24 protein-coding genes are annotated in these 22,047 nt (G+C 62.3%); 8 read left to right on the top strand and 16 right to left on the bottom strand.

The genetic code is table 11. The annotated features are described in order from the left end of the window. Window positions 1-518 precede the first annotated feature (518 nt). The 7 genes from aspS to BGI27_RS08325 form a co-directional block, all read right to left on the bottom strand. Window positions 519-2,306: an aspartate--tRNA ligase gene (gene aspS / locus BGI27_RS08295; protein ID WP_095524408.1), complete on the bottom strand. Its 1,788-nt coding sequence runs from the start codon at window positions 2,304-2,306 to the stop codon at window positions 519-521. A gap of 22 nt (window positions 2,307-2,328) precedes the next feature. Further along, window positions 2,329-2,982, bottom strand: a complete 654-nt coding sequence (locus BGI27_RS08300; RefSeq protein WP_095524409.1) for a DUF502 domain-containing protein — start codon at window positions 2,980-2,982, stop codon at window positions 2,329-2,331. A gap of 21 nt (window positions 2,983-3,003) precedes the next feature. Further along, window positions 3,004-3,252, bottom strand: a complete 249-nt coding sequence (locus BGI27_RS08305; protein WP_095524410.1) for an FmdB family zinc ribbon protein — start codon at window positions 3,250-3,252, stop codon at window positions 3,004-3,006. A gap of 133 nt (window positions 3,253-3,385) precedes the next feature. Next, complete coding sequence (locus BGI27_RS08310) at window positions 3,386-4,279, bottom strand: prepilin peptidase (protein WP_223871693.1); 894 nt, start codon at window positions 4,277-4,279, stop codon at window positions 3,386-3,388. Window positions 4,280-4,282: 3 nt separating this feature from the next. Next, the gene (locus BGI27_RS08315) at window positions 4,283-5,521 is read right to left on the bottom strand and encodes a type II secretion system F family protein (protein WP_095524411.1); all 1,239 of its coding nucleotides are present in this window, start codon (window positions 5,519-5,521) and stop codon (window positions 4,283-4,285) included. A 17-nt stretch (window positions 5,522-5,538) separates the two neighbouring features. Next, window positions 5,539-7,254, bottom strand: a complete 1,716-nt coding sequence (gene pilB, locus BGI27_RS08320; RefSeq protein ID WP_095524412.1) for a type IV-A pilus assembly ATPase PilB — start codon at window positions 7,252-7,254, stop codon at window positions 5,539-5,541. 152 nt (window positions 7,255-7,406) lie between these two features. After that, the gene (locus BGI27_RS08325; protein WP_223871694.1) at window positions 7,407-8,111 is read right to left on the bottom strand and encodes a cytochrome C assembly family protein; all 705 of its coding nucleotides are present in this window, start codon (window positions 8,109-8,111) and stop codon (window positions 7,407-7,409) included. Window positions 8,112-8,277: 166 nt separating this feature from the next. On the opposite strand from BGI27_RS08325, the gene ffh reads away from it, so the two are divergent. Next, a complete protein-coding gene (gene ffh / locus BGI27_RS08330) occupies window positions 8,278-9,645 on the top strand; it encodes a signal recognition particle protein (protein ID WP_095524414.1) in 1,368 nt (455 codons plus the stop codon). Window positions 9,646-9,724: 79 nt separating this feature from the next. Here the strand turns inward: ffh and BGI27_RS08335 are convergent, their stop codons facing one another. Continuing rightward, complete coding sequence (locus BGI27_RS08335) at window positions 9,725-10,555, bottom strand: c-type cytochrome (RefSeq protein WP_317984286.1); 831 nt, start codon at window positions 10,553-10,555, stop codon at window positions 9,725-9,727. Here BGI27_RS08335 and yihA point away from each other — a divergent pair. The 3 genes from yihA (at window position 10,440) to BGI27_RS08350 (ending at window position 12,765) form a co-directional block, all read left to right on the top strand. Continuing rightward, window positions 10,440-11,057, top strand: coding sequence for a ribosome biogenesis GTP-binding protein YihA/YsxC (yihA, locus tag BGI27_RS08340; RefSeq protein WP_095524452.1), 618 nt, complete (start codon window positions 10,440-10,442; stop codon window positions 11,055-11,057). The genes BGI27_RS08335 and yihA overlap by 116 nt on opposite strands. Before the next feature lie 192 nt (window positions 11,058-11,249). Then, window positions 11,250-12,260, top strand: a complete 1,011-nt coding sequence (gene hemB, locus BGI27_RS08345; RefSeq protein WP_095524416.1) for a porphobilinogen synthase — start codon at window positions 11,250-11,252, stop codon at window positions 12,258-12,260. A gap of 1 nt (window position 12,261) precedes the next feature. Next, complete coding sequence (locus BGI27_RS08350; RefSeq protein WP_095524417.1) at window positions 12,262-12,765, top strand: GNAT family N-acetyltransferase; 504 nt, start codon at window positions 12,262-12,264, stop codon at window positions 12,763-12,765. Here the strand turns inward: BGI27_RS08350 and BGI27_RS08355 are convergent. Genes BGI27_RS08355 through bioB form a run of 4 tightly spaced genes read right to left on the bottom strand, consistent with a single transcriptional unit; the run spans window position 12,739 to window position 15,717 of the window. Further along, window positions 12,739-13,371, bottom strand: a complete 633-nt coding sequence (locus BGI27_RS08355) for a pyrimidine 5'-nucleotidase (protein ID WP_095524418.1) — start codon at window positions 13,369-13,371, stop codon at window positions 12,739-12,741. The two genes, BGI27_RS08350 and BGI27_RS08355, sit on opposite strands and share 27 nt — an antisense overlap. Next, the gene (locus BGI27_RS08360; RefSeq protein WP_095524419.1) at window positions 13,368-13,871 is read right to left on the bottom strand and encodes an O-acetyl-ADP-ribose deacetylase; all 504 of its coding nucleotides are present in this window, start codon (window positions 13,869-13,871) and stop codon (window positions 13,368-13,370) included. The genes BGI27_RS08355 and BGI27_RS08360 overlap by 4 nt, the downstream gene beginning before the upstream one ends. After that, window positions 13,868-14,752: a methyltransferase domain-containing protein gene (locus tag BGI27_RS08365; RefSeq protein WP_095524420.1), complete on the bottom strand. Its 885-nt coding sequence runs from the start codon at window positions 14,750-14,752 to the stop codon at window positions 13,868-13,870. Before BGI27_RS08365 ends, BGI27_RS08360 begins: the two co-directional genes overlap by 4 nt. Further along, on the bottom strand, window positions 14,752-15,717 hold the full coding sequence (gene bioB / locus BGI27_RS08370) for a biotin synthase BioB (RefSeq protein WP_095524421.1): 966 nt from the start codon (window positions 15,715-15,717) through the stop codon (window positions 14,752-14,754). The genes BGI27_RS08365 and bioB overlap by 1 nt, the downstream gene beginning before the upstream one ends. A gap of 64 nt (window positions 15,718-15,781) precedes the next feature. Between bioB and BGI27_RS08375 the strand changes: the two genes are divergently transcribed. The 3 genes from BGI27_RS08375 to BGI27_RS08385 all read left to right on the top strand — a co-directional run bounded on the left by BGI27_RS08375 (window position 15,782) and on the right by BGI27_RS08385 (window position 17,604). Beyond that, on the top strand, window positions 15,782-16,492 hold the full coding sequence (locus BGI27_RS08375; RefSeq protein ID WP_223871695.1) for a ComF family protein: 711 nt from the start codon (window positions 15,782-15,784) through the stop codon (window positions 16,490-16,492). Window positions 16,493-16,565: 73 nt separating this feature from the next. Then, complete coding sequence (locus tag BGI27_RS08380; protein WP_095524422.1) at window positions 16,566-17,288, top strand: AzlC family ABC transporter permease; 723 nt, start codon at window positions 16,566-16,568, stop codon at window positions 17,286-17,288. Further along, window positions 17,281-17,604, top strand: a complete 324-nt coding sequence (locus BGI27_RS08385) for an AzlD domain-containing protein (RefSeq protein ID WP_095524423.1) — start codon at window positions 17,281-17,283, stop codon at window positions 17,602-17,604. Before BGI27_RS08380 ends, BGI27_RS08385 begins: the two co-directional genes overlap by 8 nt. Before the next feature lie 24 nt (window positions 17,605-17,628). On the opposite strand, the gene BGI27_RS08390 is transcribed toward BGI27_RS08385, so the two are convergent. Continuing rightward, window positions 17,629-17,868: a hypothetical protein gene (locus tag BGI27_RS08390; protein ID WP_095524424.1), complete on the bottom strand. Its 240-nt coding sequence runs from the start codon at window positions 17,866-17,868 to the stop codon at window positions 17,629-17,631. Between the two features lie 22 nt (window positions 17,869-17,890). Next, window positions 17,891-19,150, bottom strand: a complete 1,260-nt coding sequence (locus BGI27_RS08395; protein WP_170942983.1) for a M30 family zinc metallopeptidase — start codon at window positions 19,148-19,150, stop codon at window positions 17,891-17,893. A 52-nt stretch (window positions 19,151-19,202) separates the two neighbouring features. On the opposite strand from BGI27_RS08395, the gene BGI27_RS08400 reads away from it, so the two are divergent. Then, on the top strand, window positions 19,203-19,520 hold the full coding sequence (locus BGI27_RS08400) for a hypothetical protein (protein WP_170942984.1): 318 nt from the start codon (window positions 19,203-19,205) through the stop codon (window positions 19,518-19,520). A 287-nt stretch (window positions 19,521-19,807) separates the two neighbouring features. On the opposite strand, the gene dctP is transcribed toward BGI27_RS08400, so the two are convergent. Continuing rightward, entirely contained in the window at window positions 19,808-20,776 is a 969-nt protein-coding gene (gene dctP / locus BGI27_RS08405; protein ID WP_095524426.1) for a TRAP transporter substrate-binding protein DctP, read from the bottom strand. Between the two features lie 117 nt (window positions 20,777-20,893). Continuing rightward, on the bottom strand, window positions 20,894-22,018 hold the full coding sequence (locus BGI27_RS18665; RefSeq protein ID WP_141239738.1) for a methyl-accepting chemotaxis protein: 1,125 nt from the start codon (window positions 22,016-22,018) through the stop codon (window positions 20,894-20,896). Window positions 22,019-22,047: the final 29 nt, after the last annotated feature.

The raw sequence follows: 22,047 nt of genomic DNA on the forward strand, positions 1-22,047 counted from the left end.
TGAAAAACAGTATTTCATGAAGCTCGGGGCTGTCTAGGAAACCCGGGGCGATTCAGAGCGCGGTGCGGCGCGGAGAGTCGATAGTGCATCCATGCGGCTTTCCTGAAAGAAAAAGCGCCCGAAGAGGGCGTTGGCGTTGCGAGTGCTCCTTAGAACCTGTTCATAGTCTTACTGCGAGTCCGTGATCGGGGCTCATGCGCTGCTCGGAATCCTCATGTATCCACATACACTCCGGTTCCTGCGCTGCTCTTCGCACCGCTGACGGCCTCTCGCTACAGACTCTGAACAGGTTCTTACAAGGGAATTCCCCTTGTCTTGACGGGATGCCCTGAGCTGAATACAGCGAAAGGCGAGGTGGGTTGCCGGATGGGACGAGCGGGCTCAAGCATCAGACATGCCTTATGGACACGAACATGTAGGTCTGGTTCCGTCGATAGCCGGAAATGATTGAGGCCGGACAAGCCGGCCTCGGGGAGTGCTGCCTTGCCGATCATGATCGGCGGCTGGTCAGGGAACGCTCAGGCGTCGGCCTTGACCTGATTGCGCAGGCGGATGTGCAGCTCGCGCAATTGTTTCTCGTCGACCGGGCTCGGGGCTTGCGTCAGCAGGCATTGCGCGCGCTGGGTCTTGGGGAAAGCGATCACGTCGCGGATCGATTCGGCGCCGGTCATCATGGTGACGATGCGGTCCAGACCGAAGGCGAGGCCACCATGCGGGGGGGCGCCGTATTTCAGCGCGTCGAGCAGGAAACCGAACTTGAGCTGGGCTTCCTCGTCACCGATGCCCAGTGCCTTGAAGACCTTTTCCTGCACGTCGGCACGGTGGATACGCACCGAGCCGCCGCCGAGTTCCCAGCCGTTCAATGCCAGGTCATAGGCCTTGGCCAGACACTTGCCCGGATCGGTCTCCAGGAATTCCAGGTGTTCGTCTTTGGGCGAGGTGAAGGGGTGATGGCAGGCTACCCAGCGCTTGTCTTCCTCGTCGTAGTCGAACATCGGGAAGTCGACCACCCAGGCGGGCGCCCAGCGGCGGCCATCGACGTGGCCCTTTTCGTGGCCGATCTTGGTGCGTAGCGCACCCAGCGCATCGGAGACGATCTTGGCCTTGTCGGCACCAAAGAAAATCAGGTCGCCACTCTGGGCGCCGGTCCGTTCCATGACGGTACGCAGCGAGGCTTCGGACAGGTTCTTGACGATGGGTGACTGCAGGCCGGCTTCGTTGAGCTGAGTGACGTCATTGACCTTGATGTAGGCAAGGCCCTTGGCACCGTAGATCTTCACGAATTCGGTGTAGCCGTCGATCTCGCCACGGGAGAGGGAGGCGCCACCCGGAATGCGCAGCGCGGTGACGCGGCTGGCCGGATCGTTGGCGGCGCCGGCGAATACCTTGAATGCGACATCCTTCATGGCGTCGGCCACGTCGACCAGCTCCAGCGTCACGCGCAGATCGGGCTTGTCGGAGCCGTAGCGGGTCATCGCTTCCTGGTAGCTGATGCGCGGGAAGGGGTTAGCCAGTTCGACGTCGATGGCGTCCTTGAACACGTAGCGGATCAGGTTTTCCATGATCCCGGTGATCTCGGTCTCGGTCAGGAACGAGGTCTCGATATCTACTTGTGTGAATTCCGGCTGACGGTCTGCGCGCAGATCCTCGTCGCGGAAGCACTTGGTGATCTGGTAGTAGCGGTCGTAGCCAGCCACCATCAGGAGCTGCTTGAAGAGCTGCGGCGACTGCGGCAGCGCGAAGAACTGGCCATCGTGCACGCGGCTGGGCACGAGGTAGTCGCGCGCACCTTCGGGCGTGCTCTTGGTGAGCATCGGTGTTTCGATGTCGATGAAACCTGCATCGTCGAGGAAGCGGCGGAAGGCGCGCGCGGTCTTGTAGCGCAGCAGCATGTTCTTCTGCATCGCGGGGCGACGCAGGTCGATCACGCGGTTGGTCAGACGCACGGTTTCCGAAAGGTTTTCGTCGTCGAGCAGGAACGGCGGCGTTACCGACGGGTTCAGCACTTCCAGTTCATGGGCCAGCACCTCGATCTCGCCGGAGATCAGACCTGCGTTGGTCGTGCCTTCGGGGCGGCGGCGCACCTTGCCCACCACCTTCAGGCAGAACTCGTTGCGCACACCTTCGGCCACCTTGAAGGTTTCGGCACGGTCCGGATCGCACACGACCTGTACCAGACCTTCGCGGTCGCGCAGGTCGATGAAGATCACGCCGCCGTGGTCGCGACGACGGTGGGCCCAGCCGAACAGGGTGACGACTTGGTCGAGGTGAGCGGCGGACACGAGGCCGCTGTAACAGGTACGCATGAAGATCTCCGTGATCCGGTGTTTATGTTGTTGTGGTGGGCTGTGTGGTGACACCATCGGTTCCGGAAGGATGAGCGCCGGATCCGGAATCGTCATTGGCCAGAGAGCCCATGGAAATGATGTGTTTGAGTGCGGCGTCGACCGGCATTTCCAGCTCGCGCATTGCCGAGCGCGGCATCATGAGGAAGAAGCCGGAAGTCGGGTTGGGCGTGGTCGGTACGTAGACGTTGACCATGTCGTCCGGCAGGTGGCATTGCAGTTCTCCGCTCGGATGGCCGGTGACGAAGGCAATCGTCCAGCTGCCCTGGCGCGGATACTCGACCAGTACCGCCTTGCGGAAGGCCTGGCCGCTGGGGCCGAGCAGGGTGTCCGATACCTGTTTCACGCTGGTATAGATCTGGCGGACCACCGGAATGCGGCCAAGCGCATGCTCCCAGAGACGCACCAGGCGTTGCCCCAGCAGATTGGAGGCGATCATGCCTGTCACCAGTACGGCCAGAAACGCCAGCGCTGTTCCGAGCCCCCAGACGTGGAAGCCCAGCAGTGTATCCGGGTGCCATTGCGAGGGGATCAGCAGCAGCGACTGATCCAGCGTATTGATGACGGTATGCAAGACCCAGACCGTGATGACCAAGGGTACCCAGATCAACAGGCCGGTGATGAGATGCTTCTTCATGGAGTCCTGCTTTGGTTGCCTTTAGTGGCAGGCACAGTTGGCGGCGCAGGGCGGCGGGGTGGATTCCGGCGCTGCCGGGCAGGCCGGAGCTCCCTTGAAATCGGTGGCGTACCAGCCGTTTCCCTTGAGCTGGAAACCGGCTGCACTGAGCTGCTTGCCGTAATGGGTGCCGCCACAGGCCGGGCAGGCCGCGATGGGCGCATCGCTGATCTTTTGCAGGTGGTCCTGCTGGTGACCGCAGTCACCGCAACGGTAACCGTAAATGGGCATGATGATGCTTCTCCGAAACCGCGCATTCTAGCGCAAGCAGATGCAAGGGGACATGCCTGCGGCCGCGGCCGTCCGCATGCCATGCAGGCAAGCAGCAGATGGGGGCGCCGGAGGGCGGTTCAAGCGGACCTGTTCAGGGAAGGAAGAGTCTGCTCAGCGGTGCACCGAAGAAGATCGCCAGTACGCCTGCCGCTGCGAGATAAGGCCCAAACGGGATCGGCGTCTCACGGCCGTGCTTGGCCAGTACGATCAGCAGGATTCCAACGGTGGCTCCAACCACGGAAGACAGCAGGATCACCACGGGCAGGATCTGCCAGCCTAGAAAGGCGCCGATGGCGGCGAGCAGCTTGAAGTCGCCATAACCCATGCCCTCCTTGCCCGTCACCAGTTTGAACAGCCAATAGACCGACCACAGCGAGAGGTAGCCCGCGATCGCGCCGATCAGGGCCTGCTCCAGGGGCACGATGCCGCCTGCGAAATTGTAGAGCAGGCCGAGCCAGAGCAAGGGCAGGGTGATGTCATCAGGCAGCAGGAAGGTGTCGAGGTCGATGAATGCAAGCGCAATCAGGGCCCAGATCAGTACCAGCATGCCTGCAAGTGGCAGCCCCCAGCCAAAGTGCCAGGCAGCGGCGGCACTGAGGGCTGCCGTGAGCAATTCGATCAATGGATAGCGCGGGCTGATGCGGGCGTTGCATCCCCGGCAGCGTCCGCGCAGGGCGAGGTAGCTGAAGACGGGGATGTTCTCCAGCGCCGTGATGGCGTGCCCGCAGTGCGGGCAGCGCGAACGCGGCTTGCTAAGCGTGAGCGGGGTTTCCTGGCTTTGTTGTTGCCCGAGCCATGTGTCGAGCTGCTTGCCCAGGGCCTCAGGAAGCGCTTCCCCGAGCATTTCGGCAGATTCGTCACGCCAGCGTCGCTCCAGCATGCGTGGCAGACGATGGATCACTACGTTGAGGAAGCTGCCGATACACAGGCCAAACAATGCCGCCAGCCAGGCAAGGCTGGTGTTGTCATGAATCAGGTTGATCACGGTTCAGACCACGCCGCCAAGCTTGAAGATGGGCAGATACATGGCAACCACCATGCCGCCGATGAGTGTGCCGAGGATCACGATGATCAGTGGCTCGAGCAGTTGCGACAGACCGGCCACCATGTCATCGACCTCTCGCTCGAAGAAGTCCGCGACCTTGGCACTCATGGAGTCGATCTGGCCGGCTTCCTCGCCGATGGAGATCATCTGCACCACCATTGCCGGGAACACCTGCACGCCCTGCATGGATACGGTCAGGCTGGTGCCGGTGGCCACTTCGTTCTGGATCGTGCGTGTGGCGACCTTGTAGACGTGGTTGCCGGCAGCGCCGGCCACGGAGTCCAGCGCCTCGACCAGCGGCACCCCCGCTGCGAACATCGTCGACAGCGTGCGCGTCCAGCGCGCGATGGTGGCTTTGCGAAGGATGTCGCCGATCACCGGAATCTGCAGTGACACGCGATCCATCCAGGCCTGCATGGCCGGTGAGCGTTTATAAGCGTAGCTAAAGGCGACGATGGCCGCGATCAGCGTGCCGAAGATCAGCACGGCGTTGGCCACCATGAAGTCGGACAGGGCGAGCACGAACAGCGTAGGCGCCGGCAGGTCGGCACCGAAGCTGGTAAATACTTTCTTGAATTCGGGAATCACGAACAACATCATCACGGCCGTTACGCCGGAAGCCACCACCAGTACCGAGATCGGGTAGAACAGCGCCGATTTGATCTTGCTCTTGATCGCCAGCATCTTCTCCTTGTAGATGGCGATGCGATCGAGCAGGTCTTCCAGCGCGCCGGATTGTTCGCCGGCAGCCACCAGGTTGCAGAACAAAGCATCGAAATAGGCCGGATGCTTGCGCAGTGAGTTGGCCAGGCTGGTTCCGGTTTCGACTTCGGAACGGATGTCGTTGAGCAGGCGGCCGAGGGCTGGATTGCTGGTGCCCTTGATGGCGATATCGAAGGACTGCAGCAGCGGAACGCCGGCGCGCATCATTGTGGCCAGCTGCCGGGTGAAGATCGCGATGTCCTTGTCCTTGATACTGGAGCCACGGTTGAAGGAACGCTTCTTGACCTTGGTGACGGTGATGCCCTGGCGGCGCAGCGTGGCCTGGACCACGCTCTCCGTTTGTGCCCGCAGTTCGCCACGGATGATCTTGCCGGATTTGTCCTTGCCTTCCCAGGCATAGATGATTTCCCGCTGCTTGGCTGGAGCAGGGCGGCGGACGGAACGAGTGGAAGTGGCCATGATTGCTTATCCGTTGATCATTCGTTGGTGGTGGCAAGCACCTCGGTCAGCGAAGTCTGTCCCTGCTTGACCTTGAGAAGACCTGACTGACGCAGATCCCGTATACCTTCCAGTTGCGCCTGAGCGGCAATATCCATGGAGTTGCCGCCTGTCATGATGATGCGTTGCATTTCCTCGCTGACTGGCATGACCTGATAGATACCTACCCGCCCTTTGTAGCCTGAGCCCTTGCAGCGGTCGCAGCCGACCGGGCCGTAAGCCTGCCAGCTGCCGTCCAGGTCTGCTTCGTTGAAGCCCGCCTGCAGCAGCGCTTCGACCGGAATGTCTAGAGGCTTCTTGCAGGAGCATAGACGCCGGGCCAGACGTTGCGCCGTGATCATGATGACCGAAGACGCAATATTGAACGGCGCGACCCCCATGTTGCGCAGCCGCTCCAGCGTCGTGGGCGCATCGTTGGTGTGCAGCGTGGACATCACCATGTGGCCGGTCTGGGCCGCCTTGATGGAAATCTCGGCCGTTTCCAGATCGCGGATTTCACCCACCATGATGATGTCCGGATCCTGGCGCAGGAAGGCCTTGAGTGAAACGGCGAAGGTAAGCCCGGCCTTGTCGTTCATCGTGACCTGATTGATGCCGGGCAGGTTGATTTCGGCAGGATCCTCGGCGGTGGAGATATTTACGCCAGGCTTGTTGAGGATGTTGAGGCAGGTATATAGCGACACGGTCTTGCCGCTACCGGTAGGGCCGGTCACCAGCACCATGCCGTAGGGGCGCTCGATGGCGTCGAGCAGTGCCGCCCTCTGGTCCGGTTCGTACCCCAGCGCGTCGATCCCCATCATGGCCGAACTGGGGTCGAGAATACGCATCACGATCTTTTCACCGTGCAGCGTGGGCAGCGTCGACACACGGAAATCGATGGACTTGTTCTTGGACAGCACCAGCTTCATGCGGCCATCCTGTGGCACGCGCTTTTCCGAGATATCCAGCCGGGAGATGACCTTGATGCGCGCTGCGATCTTTTCCTTCAGCGCCAATGGCGGCTGGGCGATCTCGCGCAAGATGCCGTCGGTACGGAACCGGATGCGGTAATACTTCTCGTAAGGCTCGAAATGGATGTCGGACGCGCCCTCGCCGATGGCATCCACCAGCATCTTCTGGATGAAACGCACTACCGGTGCGTCATCCACATCGCTCGAAGCCTGGGGGTCGGCGGATTCTTCCGCCGGCATGTCATTCAGGCCTTCGAGATCGAAATCATCTGCACCACTCAGATTGCTCAGTGCACTGCTGGCACTTTCGGTGATTTTGCCGAGCAGGCGTCCGAGCTTGTCGACCTCGACCACCACCGGGTCGACGGCGGAACCTGTCTGGAAACGGATCTCATCGAGTGCGCGCAGATTGGTCGGATCCGCCAGCGCCACGGCCAGGCGATTGCCGCGCTTGCCCAGCGCCAGCACCTGATGCTTGGCCATCAGTTTTGCGTCGATGGCATCCTTGCTGAAAAAACCGTCATCGAAGGCGTCCAAGTCCAGCCAGGGGCTACCGAAAGTGCTGGCACAGAAAGAGGCTATGTCCAGTGGTCGCAACAACCCTCGCTGTACCACCTCGCCGACGAAGCCGGCGGGGTTCTCGGTCGGTGCGGAGCATGCCGCAGCGTTAGCCTCTTGCAGGCGACCGTGCTGGACCAGCGCGCGGGCCAAACCGCTGAGAGCTGTTTGCTGGGAAGATGCCATCTTTGTTTTGCAGAACTATCAGCGAGTTAGCTGTGTAACTTCATGTTGCACCGTAATTCGTTCGATTGTAAACCGCAATGCATGCATTTATCCGCCGGCAGTCGGCCCTGTCAGGGCTCCGGGCCGAAAGCGAAAGGCATATGCCAGAGCGATCAAAGGCTGCGGCCGAGTACGAATTCGAGGACGAAGCGTGAGCCGGTGTAGGCGAGCACCAGGAAGAAGAAGCCGGCAAGCATCCAGCGGATGGCCGTATTGCCGCGCCAGCCACGCAGATGACGGCCAATCAGCAGGATGGCGAAGAGCGCCCAGGCAGCGAAGCCGAACACAGCCTTGTGCGTGAGGACGAAGGGCTTGCCGAAGATCTCGTTGGAAAACAGTGCGCCGGAGAGGATGGTTAGGCTCAGGAACACGAATGCTGTCTGAACGAGGCGGAATAGCAGTCTTTCCTGGGTCAGCAGCGGCAGCCCTGCCTGCTGTCCGGGGGCAGGAGGGCGATGCAGGCGGCGTTCGGTGGCCACCAGCAGCAAGGCGTGGAATATGGCCAGCGTATAGAGTCCATAGGCCAGCAAGGCAACGACGATGTGCGCCTTGTGTGCCCAGCCATGGAGCGCTATGGTTTGCGGATGTCCGCTGAGCAGCAGCGGCAGCAGGCTGGCAGCTGCTGCCACGGGGGCGGCGATGCGCAGCAGTTGCGGCAAGGGAGTCAGCAGGCTTTCCAGCCCATAGACCAGCATTGCCAGCCATAGTGTCAGGGACAGGCTGGAGGCAAATCCAAGATTCAGGCCCGCGTTGGCAAATAGCGTTTCGCTCAATGCCAGTGCATGTGCAACGATGGCTGCTGGTAATAGGGCCAGCATGAGCTTGCGGTTCGTTGCCTGAGCATGCGCACCATGGCAAGCCCAGGCAAGTGCCAGGTAAAGGGTGGCCGGAAGCAGATGCAGTAGAATGTTCGCCATGCGGGCAGTGTAGCGCCGCCCGGCCTGAGAGCAAACTGGCGCGCAACCCATCCTCTAAGCTGAGCTCATGCTGGACAATCTCACCAACCGTCTGGCGCAGGTCGTCAAGACGCTGCGCGGTCAGGCGCGCCTGACCGAAGACAACATTGCCGACATGCTGCGCGAAGTACGCATGGCCTTGCTGGAGGCCGATGTGGCCTTGCCGGTGGTGAAGGACTTGATCGCACGCATCCGCGAGAAGGCGGTGGGTCAGGAAGTCATCGGCTCATTGACGCCGGGCCAGGCGCTGGTCGGCGTGGTGCAGCGCGAGCTCACCGAAATCATGGGTGGTGCCCAAGCGGGGCTGAACCTGGCGGCGCAGCCGCCGGCCGTGATTCTGATGGCAGGCTTGCAGGGTGCCGGCAAGACCACCACCGTGGGCAAACTGGCCAAATTCCTCAAGGAAAGACAGAAGAAGAAAGTTCTGACCGTTTCCTGCGACGTCTATCGTCCGGCCGCCATCGCTCAGTTGCAGACGGTCGCAGCGCAGGCTGGCGCGGAATTCTTCCCGTCGACGGTGGAGCAGAAGCCCGTGGATATCGCACAGGCCGCCATCGACTATGCAAAACGCCACTATTTCGATGTGCTGCTGGTCGATACCGCCGGGCGTCTGGCTGTAGACCAGCAGATGATGGACGAGATCCGTGCCCTGCACGCGTCCGTCAAGCCGGTGGAAACACTGTTCGTGGTCGACGCCATGCTGGGCCAGGATGCCGTCAATACGGCCAGGGCCTTCAATGAAGCCCTGCCGCTGACTGGTGTCGTGCTCACCAAGCTCGATGGTGATTCGCGGGGCGGTGCTGCCTTGTCCGTACGCCATGTCACCGGCGCGCCGATCAAATTCACCGGTGTCGGTGAAAAGCTCACCGGGCTGGATGAATTCCACCCCGAGCGCATGGCCAGCCGCATTTTGGGCATGGGCGACATCCTCTCCCTTGTGGAAGAGGCGCGTTCGGCGGTTGATGAGAAAGCCGCCCTGGAGCTTGCGGACAAGCTGCGCAAGGGGAAAGGGTTCGACCTCAACGATTTCAAGGAGCAGATTGGCCAGATGCGCAAGATGGGCGGCCTTTCCGGTCTGATGGACAAGATGCCGGCGCAGTTCGCACAGGCTGCCTCGCAAGTTTCGGGAGATGCGGCGGAGAAATCCATGCGCCGCGTCGAGGGCATCATCAATGCGATGACGCCTGCCGAGCGCTCGAATCCGGAGCTGATCAAGGCCAGTCGCAAGCGGCGTATCGCCACAGGCGCTGGTGTTCAGGTACAGGAAGTCAATCGTCTGCTGAATCAGTTCGAACAGATGCAGAAGATGATGAAGCAGTTCTCCAAGGGGGGCATGGGCAAATTGATGCGAGGGCTTGGCGGATTGAAAGGCATGAAAGGCATGCTGCCGTTTTGAGCAAACGGAGGCGGTATCCCGGAAAAGCAGAAGGGCGCCAAGTGGCGCCCTTATTGTATTGCTGCTGCAGCGTCACGCTTCAGCGTAGGCCCGCAGTGTAGTCCGCCACGGCCTTGATCTCGGCATCGGTCAGGCGGGATGCGACATCGCGCATCGCGTGCGCGGGGTCGTTCTTGCGCTCCCCCACACGGAAAGCCTTGAGCTGTGCCTCGATGTATTCGGCGTGCTGCCCGTGGATACTCGGGTACAGGGGGGGGATGCCCTTTCCGGCCGGTCCATGGCAGCCCGCACAGGATGCCAGCCCCTTGCTGGTGTCGCCCGCGCGCCAGATCTTCTGCCCCAATGCCAGGGTTTCACGATGCTTGGCCGTTTCAGGTTTCAGCGTCTGGCTGGAGAAATATGCAGCGAGCCCGCGCATGTCCGCTTCCGAGAGTGCTGCAGTCATGCCGGCCATCACGGCGTTGTCACGCACGGCGGGCTTGCCGTCCCAGCTCTTGAAGTCATGCAGCTGTTTGAATAGATAACCGGGGTGTTGCCCGGCCAGCGACGGGTTGACCGCCAGGATGCTGTTGCCGTCCGCTCCGTGACAGGCGGCGCAGATACTTTCCGCCGTCAGTTTGATGCGTGCCTGGTCGGCTGGCGTCGGAGCAGTCTGTGCGAAAACAGACTGGGCAGTCAGGGCAATCAGGAGAATTGAAAAGCGCGCGATCATTGTCACCTCTGGGGCGTGGCGTTCTTGAATGCTGATATTGTATACCGCCACGCGCTTTGCGCCGTGTTCTTTCCGCTTCCCCATGTCCTTGTTCCGCCACGCCCATTTCGAGATATCGATCGCCCGTCCGCAGGATCTGCCACCGCCCTCCGCCGCCGAAATAGCTTTCGCCGGGCGCTCGAATGCAGGCAAATCCAGTGCCATCAACACACTCGTGGGGCATACGCGCCTTGCCTTCGTCAGCAAGACGCCAGGGCGTACCCAACTAATCAACATCTTCCGCATGCCCAATGGTGCTGCGCTGATGGATCTGCCCGGTTATGGCTATGCCAAGGTGCCCGAGGCAATCCGCAAGCAATGGACGAAGCTGCTGGAGGTCTATCTGACCAGTCGCAGCAGCCTGATCGGACTGGTCTTGATCATGGATTCCCGCCATCCGCTTACACCGCTGGATCGTCAGATGCTGAACTGGTTCGCGCCCACGGGGCGTCCGGTCCATGTATTGCTGACCAAGTCGGACAAGCTCACGCGCGGCCCAGCTGCGCAGACGCTGGCCAAAATGCGCAAGGAGCTTGCTGCCTGGGGGCCGCAGGTGAGCGTGCAGCTTTTCTCCAGCCTGAAGAAGAGCGGCATGGAAGAGGTGGAGCAAGTCGTCGGGGGCTGGCTGGGCGTTCCTGCCGCAGGCGCTGGCGAGGCCTGAAAAAATGACCCCGGCGCGAGGGGACACGCCGGGGCGAAGTTACCTGGATGACCCGGGGGAGTTTATTCAGGCACCCGCTCAGGGAGGTGAAGCGGGAGGCAGCGGGCGCTGCCTGTAGGGTAAGAACGGAGTCGCTCGAAAAAGTTTTAGATGCGGCATGCAAAATTATGTTAACTCCAAGGAGTACCCCGAATGTCCCAGATCGTCACGGCTGCTTTTCCAGCTGCCAGACCGCGCCGGATGCGGCGCGATGATTTTTCGCGCCGCCTGATGCGCGAATCCCGCCTGTCTCCCGATGACCTGATCTACCCCGTATTCGTGCTCGATGGCGAGCGGCGCAGCGAGCCGGTGTTGTCCATGCCTGGCGTGAACCGCGTTTCCATCGATGGCCTGCTGGCCCTGGCCGAGCACGCCGTGGTGCTCGGCGTGCCGGCCCTGGCCCTGTTCCCCGTCATCGAAACGGGCAAGACCGAGGATGCAGCCGAGGCTTGGAACCCCGAGGGACTGGTGCCGCGCGCGGTGGCTGCGCTCAAGGCCCGTTTCCCGGAATTGGGCGTGATTACCGATGTGGCCTTGGACCCTTACACCAGCCACGGTCAGGATGGCCTGCTGGATGCCAGTGGCTATGTACTCAATGACGAAACGCTGGATGTGTTGGAAAAGCAGGCGCTGTGTCATGCCACGGCCGGTGCTGACATGGTGGCACCCTCCGACATGATGGATGGTCGTGTCGGGCGCATCCGCACGGCGCTCGAAGCCCGGGGCCTGATCCACACCCGCATCCTGGCTTATTCGGCCAAATACGCGTCCAGCTTTTATGGCCCGTTCCGTGATGCCGTGGGTTCGGCCGGCAATCTGGGCGGTGGTAACAAGTACACCTATCAGATGGACCCCGCCAATTCGGACGAGGCCCTGCGCGAAGTGGCGCAGGATCTGGCCGAGGGGGCGGACATGGTGATGGTCAAGCCTGGCATGCCTTACCTGGACATCGTGCGCCGGGTGAAGGCCGAGCTGGCGGTTCCGACCTTCGTCTATCAGGTCAGCGGTGAATACGCGATGCTCAAGGCCGCCGCGCAGAATGGGTGGCTCAAGGAAGAGGCCGTATTCATGGAATCCCTGCTGGCTTTCAAGCGTGCAGGTGCTGATGGCATCCTGACTTATTACGCGCTGGAAGCGGCCCGCTTGTTGCGCGAAGAGGGCTGATTTGCGTATCCGTCCGATGCAGCCGGTGGATCTGCCGGCGGTTCATGCATTGCAGTGCAGGGCCTATCCGGCGGGTTATCACGAGTCACAGCAAACCTTGGCGAGCCATCTGGCTGCCGGGCCGGAGCTGTGTTTCGTGGCAGAGCAGGCCGGGGCGCTCGCCGGGTATGTGTTCGCGCATCCCTGGGCAGGCGACCCGCCGGCCTTGTTCGCGCAATTGCCAATGGAAAGGGCGCCGGACCATGTCTTCCTGCATGATCTGGCCGTCTGCCCGGATTGCCGTGGCCTGTCGGTCGGTCCGCAATTGTTCGCTGCCGTCGAGTCTGCCGCCCGACATACGACGCATGTCGAACTGCGGCTGGTGGCCGTCGGCAGGGCAAGCGGGTTCTGGGCGCGTCTGGGGTTCGGCCCGATGCAAGGCGTGTTGCCGGAGAGTTACGGCGAAGCCGTGCGGATGCGTCGAAGTTTATCCCGGATATCACCAAGCCCTGAGTTGCAGGGCTGAACGCAGGCGGCGATCCACCCAGGCGGGTTTTCTGAGCGTGGACGAGATCCACACCGTGCGCATGCCCAGCCGGTGTGCGGGGCGCAGGTTCATCGCCGTGTCTTCGACCATGATGCAGCGGCGTGCCGGCACCTTTACGCGACGCAGCACGGCGCGAAAACCACGCAACTGCGGTTTGGCGAAATAACCCAGATCCTCGACGGCAAAGCTGCCATCCATGACGCGATCCAGCCCGGTGACGCGCAGCACTTCATCCAGGTAGCTGCGCGGGGCGTTGGAAAAGATGTACTTCCTACCCGGCAGATGGCGCAGATGGGTCAGCAACGCATGGTCGAACACCACCATTCCCGCCAGATCGTCAAACTGATGCGTGGCTGCAAGGAAGGTGCTCGGGCGCTCGTTGTGCTTGCGCACCATGCCATTCAGCGTGGCACCGTACCGGCGCCAGTAATGCATGCGCAACGCGCCGGCCTCTTCCAGGCTCAGATCCAGACGCCGGGCCAGGTATTCGGTCATTGCACGGTTGATGTGCGGAAAGATGTGCGCGCTGGCGTTGTGCAGCGTGTTGTCCAGATCGAAGAGCCAGACGGGGGCAGCAGATTTCACAGCAGGGCCTCGTAGCGCTGTAGATCCTCATGGCTGAAGCAGCAGAAGATCACCTCGGAGATGGCTGGGCAGGTGGGCAGTGTGGCGCGCACGGTATCCATGGCAATGCGTGCGGCCAGATCCGCCGGAAAACGGTAGGCGCCAGTAGAGATCGCAGGAAAGGCGATGCTTGCCAGGCCATGTCGCTGGGCGAGTTGCAGACTCTTTCGATAACAGGAGGCCAGTTGCGCAGGCTCGTCATGATGGCCATCCCGCCAGACCGGGCCGACGGTATGGATCACATGGCGGGCTGGCAGCTCATGACCGGCCGTGAGCTTGGCTTCGCCGGTACAGCATCCATTCAGGGGACGGCATTCCGCCAGCAGTTGCGGACCGGCCGCGCGATGGATGGCGCCATCCACGCCTCCGCCCCCGAGCAGGCTGGTATTGGCCGCATTCACGATGGCATCCACGCTGAGTGTGGTGATGTCTGCCTGGCAGGCACGCAACAGGGTACTCACGAGGAAGATACCGGGCGATGCAGCTGGATGATGGCACGGCCATCTTCGATCTGGCGTGGCGCTGCGCGCCAGGCATGGCCGAACACCAGTTCTACGGTCAGCGACAGCTTCCCATCCTGGCGGAGCGTTTCAGCGGTTTCGCGTGCGGCCTGCCAGCGCGCGCGTCTTCCAAGACCGTGAGGACGATCCGCGCGGGCATTGCCGGCGCTGGCCGTGCGCAACTCACGCAGCAGGCTGTCGAAGTCCGGATAGGTGAGGGTGATGCGTTGCATGTCCATCACCGGGGCAGCGAAACCGGCGTGCACCAGATCGTCGCCCAGATCGTGCATGTCGATGAAACGGTGCAGGGAATGCTCAGGCAGGACGGTACGCAGCTCGGCGAGGGTGTCTGGCCCGAGCGTGGCGAACATCAGCAGGCCATCGGTACGCAACACCCGATGCATTTCGCGGAAAGCCGGTTTCGGATCGGGCAACCAGTGCAGCAGCAGGTTGCTCCAGACCATGTCGACACTGCCGGTGGCGAGCGGCAGCTGCGAGGCATCGGCGCAGATCAGTCGCGGAGTGATTTCGCGGCGGAACAGGCGGCCCAGCAACCCTCCGGCGCGCGGGGCAAGGTGCAGCAAGGGCAGGGAAACGTCCAGCCCGAGGCGTTCGGCCTGGGGGTAATGCTGTGCCAGCAGCGGCAGATCGGCGCCGTGACCACAGCCGAGATCCAGAATGCGCGAGGGCGTGTGGCGGATGTAGTCCAGTCGTTCAGCCATGCGGCTGGCTGCCTCGCGGGCGAGGAAATCCTGCCGGGCCAGACCGGCCGCCTTCGCCTCGAAGGCCCGGCGTACATGCCGTGGCTCCAGGGCGAAGGGAGGCAGGGGGTTGTCAGCCATCACATCGCGCGCAGGCCGAGGCGGGCGAACAGCTGATCGTCGCGCGAGTTGTCGGCGTTGTCCGTGGTCAGCAGGCGTTCGCCGTAGAAGATCGAGTTTGCGCCGGCGAGGTAGCACAGCGCCTGGGTTTCATCGCTCATCTGCTCACGGCCGGCCGACAGGCGTACATAGCTTCGCGGCATGGTGATGCGGGCCACGGCGATGGTGCGGACGAATTCGAGCGGGTCCAGCGCTGGCACTTTCTCCAGTGGCGTGCCCTCGATACGCACCAGGCTGTTGATGGGCACGGATTCGGGGGCTGGGTCGAGATTCGCCAACTGGGCGATCAGCACCGCACGCACCCGGCGCGATTCACCCATGCCGACGATGCCGCCTGCGCACACCTTGATGCCTTGCCGGCGGACCTTGCCGATGGTTTCCAGGCGGTCGTCCAGCGTATGGGTGGAGACGATCTGGCCGTAGAACTCGCGTGCGGTGTCCAGATTGTGGTTGTAGTAGTCCAGGCCGGCTTCCTTGAGTCGCTCGGCCTGACCATCCTTGAGCATGCCCAGGGTGACGCAGGTCTCCAGACCCAGCTTCTTCACCTCGCGCACCATCTCCAGTACGGGCTCCAGATCTTTCTCCTTGGGGCTGCGCCAGGCTGCGCCCATGCAGAAGCGGGTTGCCCCCTTGGTTTTCGCCGCCTGGGCCATGTCCAGCACCTGCTCGAGGCTCATCAAAGGCTTGGACTCCAGGCCGGTCTTGTAGCGCTTGGATTGAGAGCAGTAGCTGCAGTCTTCCGAGCAGCCTCCCGTCTTGATGGACAGCAGCGTCGAGCGCTGGATGGCATTGGCATCAAAATGCGCGCGGTGAACCTGCTGCGCGCGGAAGATCAGATCGTTGAAGGGCAGGGCGAAGAGGGCTTCGACGGCTTCGGTACTCCAGCGCGCGGCAGCCGCGTGCTCGGTAGTGGCACAAGTGTTCATGGGGTGTCGGGGGTGATGGACAGAGTGCGCTGAGCGCGCGCAATGATCGGAAATGGAGGAAGGCTTGTCAAACCACCTGGGCCGCTGGCTGCATACGGGGCTGAATGTGCTCTGGCCACATAGCTGCTGGATGTGTGGTGAAAGCTCCAGGCACGAAGCCCTCTGTGCTGCTTGCGATGCGGAGCTGCCACGTGCGCTGGGGGCGTTGTGCCGGTGCTGCGGCCTGCCCGTGCCCGGTGAGGGTTTGTGCGGACGCTGCCTGCGTCGCCCGCCGGCATTCGACGCCACACACGCGCCGCTGGTGTATGCCGGCGCTGTGCGTGCGATGGTCCTGGCGCTCAAGCATGGTCGGGGTTTCGCCTTGGTGGACTGGTTCGCGCAGGCATTGCTGTGCAGCTTGCCCGAGCCACAGGCTGACTGTGTGCTGCCGATGCCTTTGCATCCGGCGCGTCTCGCCAGCCGCGGGTTCAACCAGGCGGCGGAGCTGGCGCGACGGTATGCGCGCGGTGTCGGCTTGCCGTGCCGTTTGCAGGATGTGGTGCGCAGGGTCGATACACCGAAGCTGGCCGGCTTGCGCCAGCAGGAAAGAAAGCGCGCCGTGCGCGGGAGCTTCGTGTGCCGGCAGGATTTCAGCGGACAACGGATCATCGTCGTCGATGACGTGATGACCAGTGGTGCCACGTTGGCTGAACTGGCGGCCACGCTGAAGGCCAGTGGTGCGAGTGCGGTGACCAATCTGGTGGTGGCGCGAACCTTGCGGTTGCCATCACGCTGAACCTGCACGGGGGTTCTAGCCGGAGCGCCGCCATCGCGGATAATCCGTCCTTTATTTCGAGGTATGGGTGTCGATGTCCGTTGTCTTTGAACCCGGGCCGGATCGGCTGAGCGAATTCCTGGCCGGCGTGCGCGCCGAAGCGCCGCTACTGCTGGGCGTGGTGCCGTTCGGCCTGATTTATGGCGTGATGGGGCTAAGTGCCGGCATGCCGGGTTGGGCCGTGGTGCTCAGCTCTTCGCTGATCTTCGGTGGCTCTTCGCAGATCGTGTTTGCCCAGCTGTGGGGCGCAGCAACGCCTGGGGCCGTTACTGTGGGGACGGTAGGGGTGGTGAATCTGCGTCACGCGCTCTACAGCGCGGCAATCGCCCGGTATCTGAAAGATCTGCCCTGGCGCTGGAAGCTGTTGCTGGCCTATCTGCTGACTGATGAGGCCTTCGTCGCGGCGATGCCGCGCTTTCGGGATGGTCCGACGAGTGCCGCGCGGCACTGGTTTCTGTTCGGAACGGGCATCACGCTCTGGGCCGTCTGGCAGCTGGCCACGCTGGGCGGCGTGTTGATCGGCGCGGCGATTCCGCCGGGCTGGTCGCTGGATTTCTCCGTAGCCCTGACCTTCATCGCCCTGTTGGTGCTTTCGGTTTCACGGCGCAGCGAATTGCTGGCCGCCTTCATCGCTGCGGGGGTGGCACTGGCCGCCTTCGGCCTGCCGCACAAATTGTGGATCCTGCTGGCCGCCGGGGCAGGCATGCTGGCCGGGGTGTTGCTGCGGCGTTTCGACAGGGGTTCCGCCCATGAGTGAATGGCGCATCGTGCTGGCCATGGCGGCCTGCGGTTTGATCACCTTCCTGATCCGGCTTTCCTTCATCGCCGGGGCGCGCTGGTTACCCAACAATCCGCGTTTTCAGGCCTTGCTGCGTTATGTGCCGCCGGCCGTGCTGGCGGCCTTGATCGCGCCGGAACTGTTCATGCGTGAGGGCGAATTCGCCCTGGGGCTGGACAATCTGCGCCTGTTTGCGGGGCTGGCGGCCATCGCGGTGGCTGTGTATCTGCGCAACGTGCTGGCGACGATTGCGGCAGGCATGCTGGTGCTTTGGCTGCTGCAGTGGCTGGTGTGAATTCGCGTGCAGGCCTGCCAGAACTCAATGACCGGCGAGGGCGGCAGACCCATCCTCGCGCTGGTTCTGCAGCTGTTCGGCTGTGTTTGTCGACAGCCCCTCCAGGCGCCATTGCCTGCCATCCCTTTCTTCCAGGATCGGATAGACGAACGGGGCATTGCCTTTGAGGTGCAGCACGCCCTGATGGGAAGTGATCGGTGTGGCGGCACAGGCGCTCAGCGCGAGACAGCAGACGAGGCCGGTGAGGCGGGTACGCAGCGACATGTCGTTCCTCCTTTCACGCCACTCAATTGACGACTACAGTCAGCACGGTGTTCGCCGGGATGCTCACCGTACGGCTGAAAGTGCTGCCGCTGGCGCTGTAGCTCTGAGCTGCATGGGCATAGGCCTTGAGGCTGTTTGGCAGCGAGGACAGCTTGCGATCACTGGCGTAGTCCGGTCCGTTCAGCGCGGGCACCGTGTAGCTGTTGCCATTGACCGAGACGGAGCGCGCCGGATAGCCGAAGCCGGTCGGCAGGAGGCTGCTGTCGAGCAATGCGATGCTCGCTCCCCAGCGCGGCAGGCTGGAGAGAAAACCTGCGCTGCTGTCGGAGGCCGCGATCGATTTTTCCAGCGCCGTGAGGCTGTCGGTGTTGTCGCTCTGCAGCAGCGTCTTGTAGAAGCCCACGCCGTACTGCCGCAACAGGTAGGCGCCGTAGGCCGCGCCGATGTTGTAGCTGAAGCAGGTGCTGGAATTGGCATCGTATACGTTCAGGCTGCAGTTGTTGATGCCTGCTGCCAGCCAGCCTGGGATCCGGGAATCCCGGATGTCGTTGAAACTGGTGATGATCAGCGGGTTGAGCAGATCCTCCATCATCATCGCGCTGGCTTCTTCCAGCCAGGTATCGAATCCGTAACTCGATCCCTTCAAAACCTCACGTTGATAGAAGTTGATCATGTGGGTGAACTCATGGGCGAGTGTGCTGACCATGATGTCCTGATACATCGTGGCGGCGCTGGCAAGGCTTTGCGCGTCGATGAAGAACACCAGGGCTTCGTTGCTGTTGCCCATGCCGCTGGTGGTCTTCAGAAAATTGTTCGCCGCATAGAAGTAGCCCAGCACGCTGCTGGCCGTGTTGTCGTTTGTGAAATTGGTGACGACGATGTGGATATCCTGGCTGCTGCTGATCAGGTTGGCGTTGCCCGTCGTACCCCAGGGCTGTCCGGCTACGCTGGTAGCGAGGTCGAAGATGCCGGTGCCGGAATTGGCGAACTCGCTACTGACGAGATCCACCAGTGTCTGGGTGACCTTGTTGCTGGCACCCGTGGCGGTCCAGGCACTGTTCTGTACCCAGACGTTAAGGTTCTGGCCGTTGCTGAGTCCGGCTTGTTGGCGCAGGACCGTGCTGAGGGTGGTGCCGGTGACGGCGTCGTACCAGCTGCGCGTGCTGCTGCCGACGGTATAGCTAGCCTGGATGTTGCTGCTGACCGACGCTGAAAGTTGCTGCGCGCCGTTGGTCAAGCCAGAGGCAACGAAAGGCTTGCTGGCCTCCATGGCTTCACGCAATTGTGCGGCGTCTGTGCCGCCGCCGTGACTGACGTTGGCGGTGGCGCTGAGGGTGCCCGTTTTCGCCGTGCTGGAAAGGTTCGTCCAGATCAGCGTGACGGTCTTGCCGCTGACGCCGCTGAGCGTGAACGTGCCCTGTCTGGCCGAGGTGCTGCTGCCGGAACTCCAGATACCGATTCCGCTGCCGCTGTATTCGGTGGCACTCGCGGCGGCGCAGTTGCTGCCCGAGCAGGCCACGGACAGCAGGCCGCTGGTTGCGCTGGAGCTTGCCGTGCTGGCCGAACTGCCGGCACTCGACGAACTCAGGCTGCTGGTAGCTGAACTTGTCGAGCTCGATGAGGCGCCCGCACTTGAGCTGCTGCTGCTGTAACTGTTGGCCTGGGTACCGCTGTCGGTGCTGTCGCCGCCTCCGCCTCCGCAGCCTGCAATCAACAGTACCAGTGCTGCCGACAGGTAACCCAATGGTTTTCCGGATACGGAACGGAACATCGATCTCTCCCAAGAAAGCCGAGCATGAACGTGCGTCAGCTTGCGGGATTCTTGCACGCACGGATGTTAATTCCGTTTGATCGATGTAAACCTCTGCTATGAAGGCGCCGGCGCAAGGGCCTCCAGCCATGTCGGCATGCAGCCGCGCGCTGGAAGACCCCGGTGGTGTCACATGCGGCTGGTCATCAGGGTGACCAGCAGATCACGCGTGGCGGGATCTTGCATGTAGGGGCGGTAGACCGCTGCAGCGCGCGAGAGCAGTACGCCACTGTTGCCGTATTCCACGAACTTCACGCCTTCTTTCTCCAGACGCGTGCGCGCTTTTGCCATGCGATCCGTCCAGGTCTTGCGGTTGGCTGCGGCCGATTCTCGGCCCGCCGCCTTCAGGGCTTCGCGCTGGGTGACTGGCAGCTTGTCGAACCAGGACTTGGTCACGACGAGGGCTTCGAACTGCACGATGTGGTTGTTGTTCAGGTAGTAGTACGGTGCGCGCTTGTAGTGGCCTTCTGTTTCGTAGGAAAGCAGATCGTTTTCGGCTGCGTCGATCTGGCCTTGGTCGAAGGAGCTGTTGACCTGCTCGTAATCGATTTTCTGCGGCACGCCACCCAGGGATTCGACCAGTGAGGAAAGATCCTTGCGGGAGGGGATGCGGATCTTCACGTTCTGCAAGGCAGATACCGAATCGAGTTTCTTGCGCGAATACATGGTGCGCGTGGCACCGTCATACCAGCCCAGCACTACCAGTCCGTTGGCGGCCATCTGGGCTTCCATCTGCTGGCCGATCTCGCCGTCGAGCATCGAGAACATCTGGCGGGAGTTGGCGAGGATGTAGGGCAGGTTCATGACCCGTGCCATGGGGGCGACACGGCCGACGGCGCTGCTGGTCATCACCGCCACGCGGATTTCTTCCTTGCGCAGCGCTTCGTACAGTGCGGTCTGGTTGCGGCCCACGGCCACCGGCAGCACGGTGTCGGGGGCAGAGCCGGTGATGCTGCGCATGCGCTCCAGGAAAGCCCGCAAGGAAACCGTACTCGGGTGGTCCGCTTCCTGTGGCGACCAGGCTGCCGGGCCGGCCGCGAATGCAGGGGCGCACAGCAGCATGGCCAGCGCCAGCAGGAAACGATGGACGAGGGACATGATGAAACCTCTTGATGGAGAAACAGAGGCGCCATTATCTCTCGTGTTAGGGAAAACCCCAATATGTCTGGACGGGCGGTTGCTCTGGGCTGCAGGCCCGGAGTCCGCCCTCAGGGCTCAGATTCGTCCGGCATTGCGGCTCAATGCATCCAGCTCGGCCAGTGCCGTGGCGATTTCCTCGGTGCCCCGCGCTGCCTCGGTGAGCGTATGGGAAATGGCGTCACTGGCCTGCTCCTGATCGGCGATGGAGATGGCGATGCCGCCGGAGCTGTCGGCGACCTTGCGCATGATTTCGTTCATGCCGTCGATGGATTGCTGGGTGCGCGTCGCGCTTTCGCGCACGCTCTGAATCAGCTTGTGGATGCTGGCCGAGGAATTCACCGTATTCACTGCGAGGGATTTGACCTCCTCGGCCACCACGGCAAAACCACGCCCGGCCTCGCCCGCGCGCGCGGCCTCGATGGCTGCGTTGAGCGCCAGCATGTTGGTCTGCTGCGCAATCTCGGTGATCAGGCCGGTGACCTTGGTGATTTCCTGGGACTGCTTGTTCAGCGTGGCGATATCGGAAGCGGCGCCGGCCGCAAGCTTCACGGCTTCGTCGATCACGCTGGCGACTTCCTGCACATGCTGCGAAATGCCGCGGATGCTGCCCACCACACCCTCCATCGAGGAGGAGCCGTTGCGCACGTTGAGCTTGATCTGCTCGGAGTTGCCGGAGACTTCAGCCACCTTGCCTTCCATGCCGTTGAGCGTGTCGCGTAGCGTCTGACGCAGCAAGTTGCCGTAGAGCGAACTGGAGAGCTGTACCTTCATCGATTCGTAGAGCATGCCGTCGCGCGGCCCCAGCACGAAGACGGCCAGACCGATCTGCATCTCGTTGAAATGCAGCGGCACGGCGACCAGACTCTGGCGTTCGTGGCTGCGGCTCAGGATGAAGGGGATCAGTTCGTCGACCGCCAGCACATCCTTGTTCAGCTGCAGTGGATTGCCCTTGTCGAACGCCGTCAGCAGGCGCAGGCGGCTGGGCACGGTGAGGCGATCCCAGCCGGCTTCTCCTTCATAGACGCCGAGGTAGAAGGCCGGAATGCCGAGCTTGGGCAACTCTTGATGCAGCAGCTTCACCAGCGTGGCGGTTTCCTGCGTGGTAGTCATCTTCGCGCCAAGCTGGCTCACGGCGCGTTCCAGCTCCAGTGATTTCATCTGAGCTCTCTCGTGCAGCTGGATGGCGACTTCCGAGAGCATGACGCGGGCCTGCGCGAGCACATCCTCCG

The sequence above is a fragment of the Candidatus Dactylopiibacterium carminicum genome, from assembly GCF_014736495.1.
Classification (GTDB): domain Bacteria; phylum Pseudomonadota; class Gammaproteobacteria; order Burkholderiales; family Rhodocyclaceae; genus Uliginosibacterium; species Uliginosibacterium carminicum.

Excerpts from the sequence above, each read along its gene's own strand:
- yihA (WP_095524452.1), top strand. The coding sequence starts at position 10,440 with ATGTCCTTGTTCCGCCACGCCCATTTCGAGATATCGATCGCCCGTCCG.
- BGI27_RS08380 (WP_095524422.1), top strand. The coding sequence starts at position 16,566 with ATGTCCGTTGTCTTTGAACCCGGGCCGGATCGGCTGAGCGAATTCCTG.
- aspS (WP_095524408.1), bottom strand. The coding sequence starts at position 2,306 with ATGCGTACCTGTTACAGCGGCCTCGTGTCCGCCGCTCACCTCGACCAA.
- ffh (WP_095524414.1), top strand. The coding sequence starts at position 8,278 with ATGCTGGACAATCTCACCAACCGTCTGGCGCAGGTCGTCAAGACGCTG.
- BGI27_RS08325 (WP_223871694.1), bottom strand. The coding sequence starts at position 8,111 with ATGCTGGCCCTATTACCAGCAGCCATCGTTGCACATGCACTGGCATTG.
- BGI27_RS08305 (WP_095524410.1), bottom strand. The coding sequence starts at position 3,252 with ATGCCCATTTACGGTTACCGTTGCGGTGACTGCGGTCACCAGCAGGAC.
- hemB (WP_095524416.1), top strand. The coding sequence starts at position 11,250 with ATGTCCCAGATCGTCACGGCTGCTTTTCCAGCTGCCAGACCGCGCCGG.
- BGI27_RS08300 (WP_095524409.1), bottom strand. The coding sequence starts at position 2,982 with ATGAAGAAGCATCTCATCACCGGCCTGTTGATCTGGGTACCCTTGGTC.
- BGI27_RS08385 (WP_095524423.1), top strand. The coding sequence starts at position 17,281 with ATGAGTGAATGGCGCATCGTGCTGGCCATGGCGGCCTGCGGTTTGATC.
- BGI27_RS08365 (WP_095524420.1), bottom strand. The coding sequence starts at position 14,752 with ATGGCTGACAACCCCCTGCCTCCCTTCGCCCTGGAGCCACGGCATGTA.
- BGI27_RS18665 (WP_141239738.1), bottom strand. The coding sequence starts at position 22,018 with ATGCTCTCGGAAGTCGCCATCCAGCTGCACGAGAGAGCTCAGATGAAA.
- pilB (WP_095524412.1), bottom strand. The coding sequence starts at position 7,254 with ATGGCATCTTCCCAGCAAACAGCTCTCAGCGGTTTGGCCCGCGCGCTG.
- BGI27_RS08315 (WP_095524411.1), bottom strand. The coding sequence starts at position 5,521 with ATGGCCACTTCCACTCGTTCCGTCCGCCGCCCTGCTCCAGCCAAGCAG.
- BGI27_RS08390 (WP_095524424.1), bottom strand. The coding sequence starts at position 17,868 with ATGTCGCTGCGTACCCGCCTCACCGGCCTCGTCTGCTGTCTCGCGCTG.
- dctP (WP_095524426.1), bottom strand. The coding sequence starts at position 20,776 with ATGTCCCTCGTCCATCGTTTCCTGCTGGCGCTGGCCATGCTGCTGTGC.
- bioB (WP_095524421.1), bottom strand. The coding sequence starts at position 15,717 with ATGAACACTTGTGCCACTACCGAGCACGCGGCTGCCGCGCGCTGGAGT.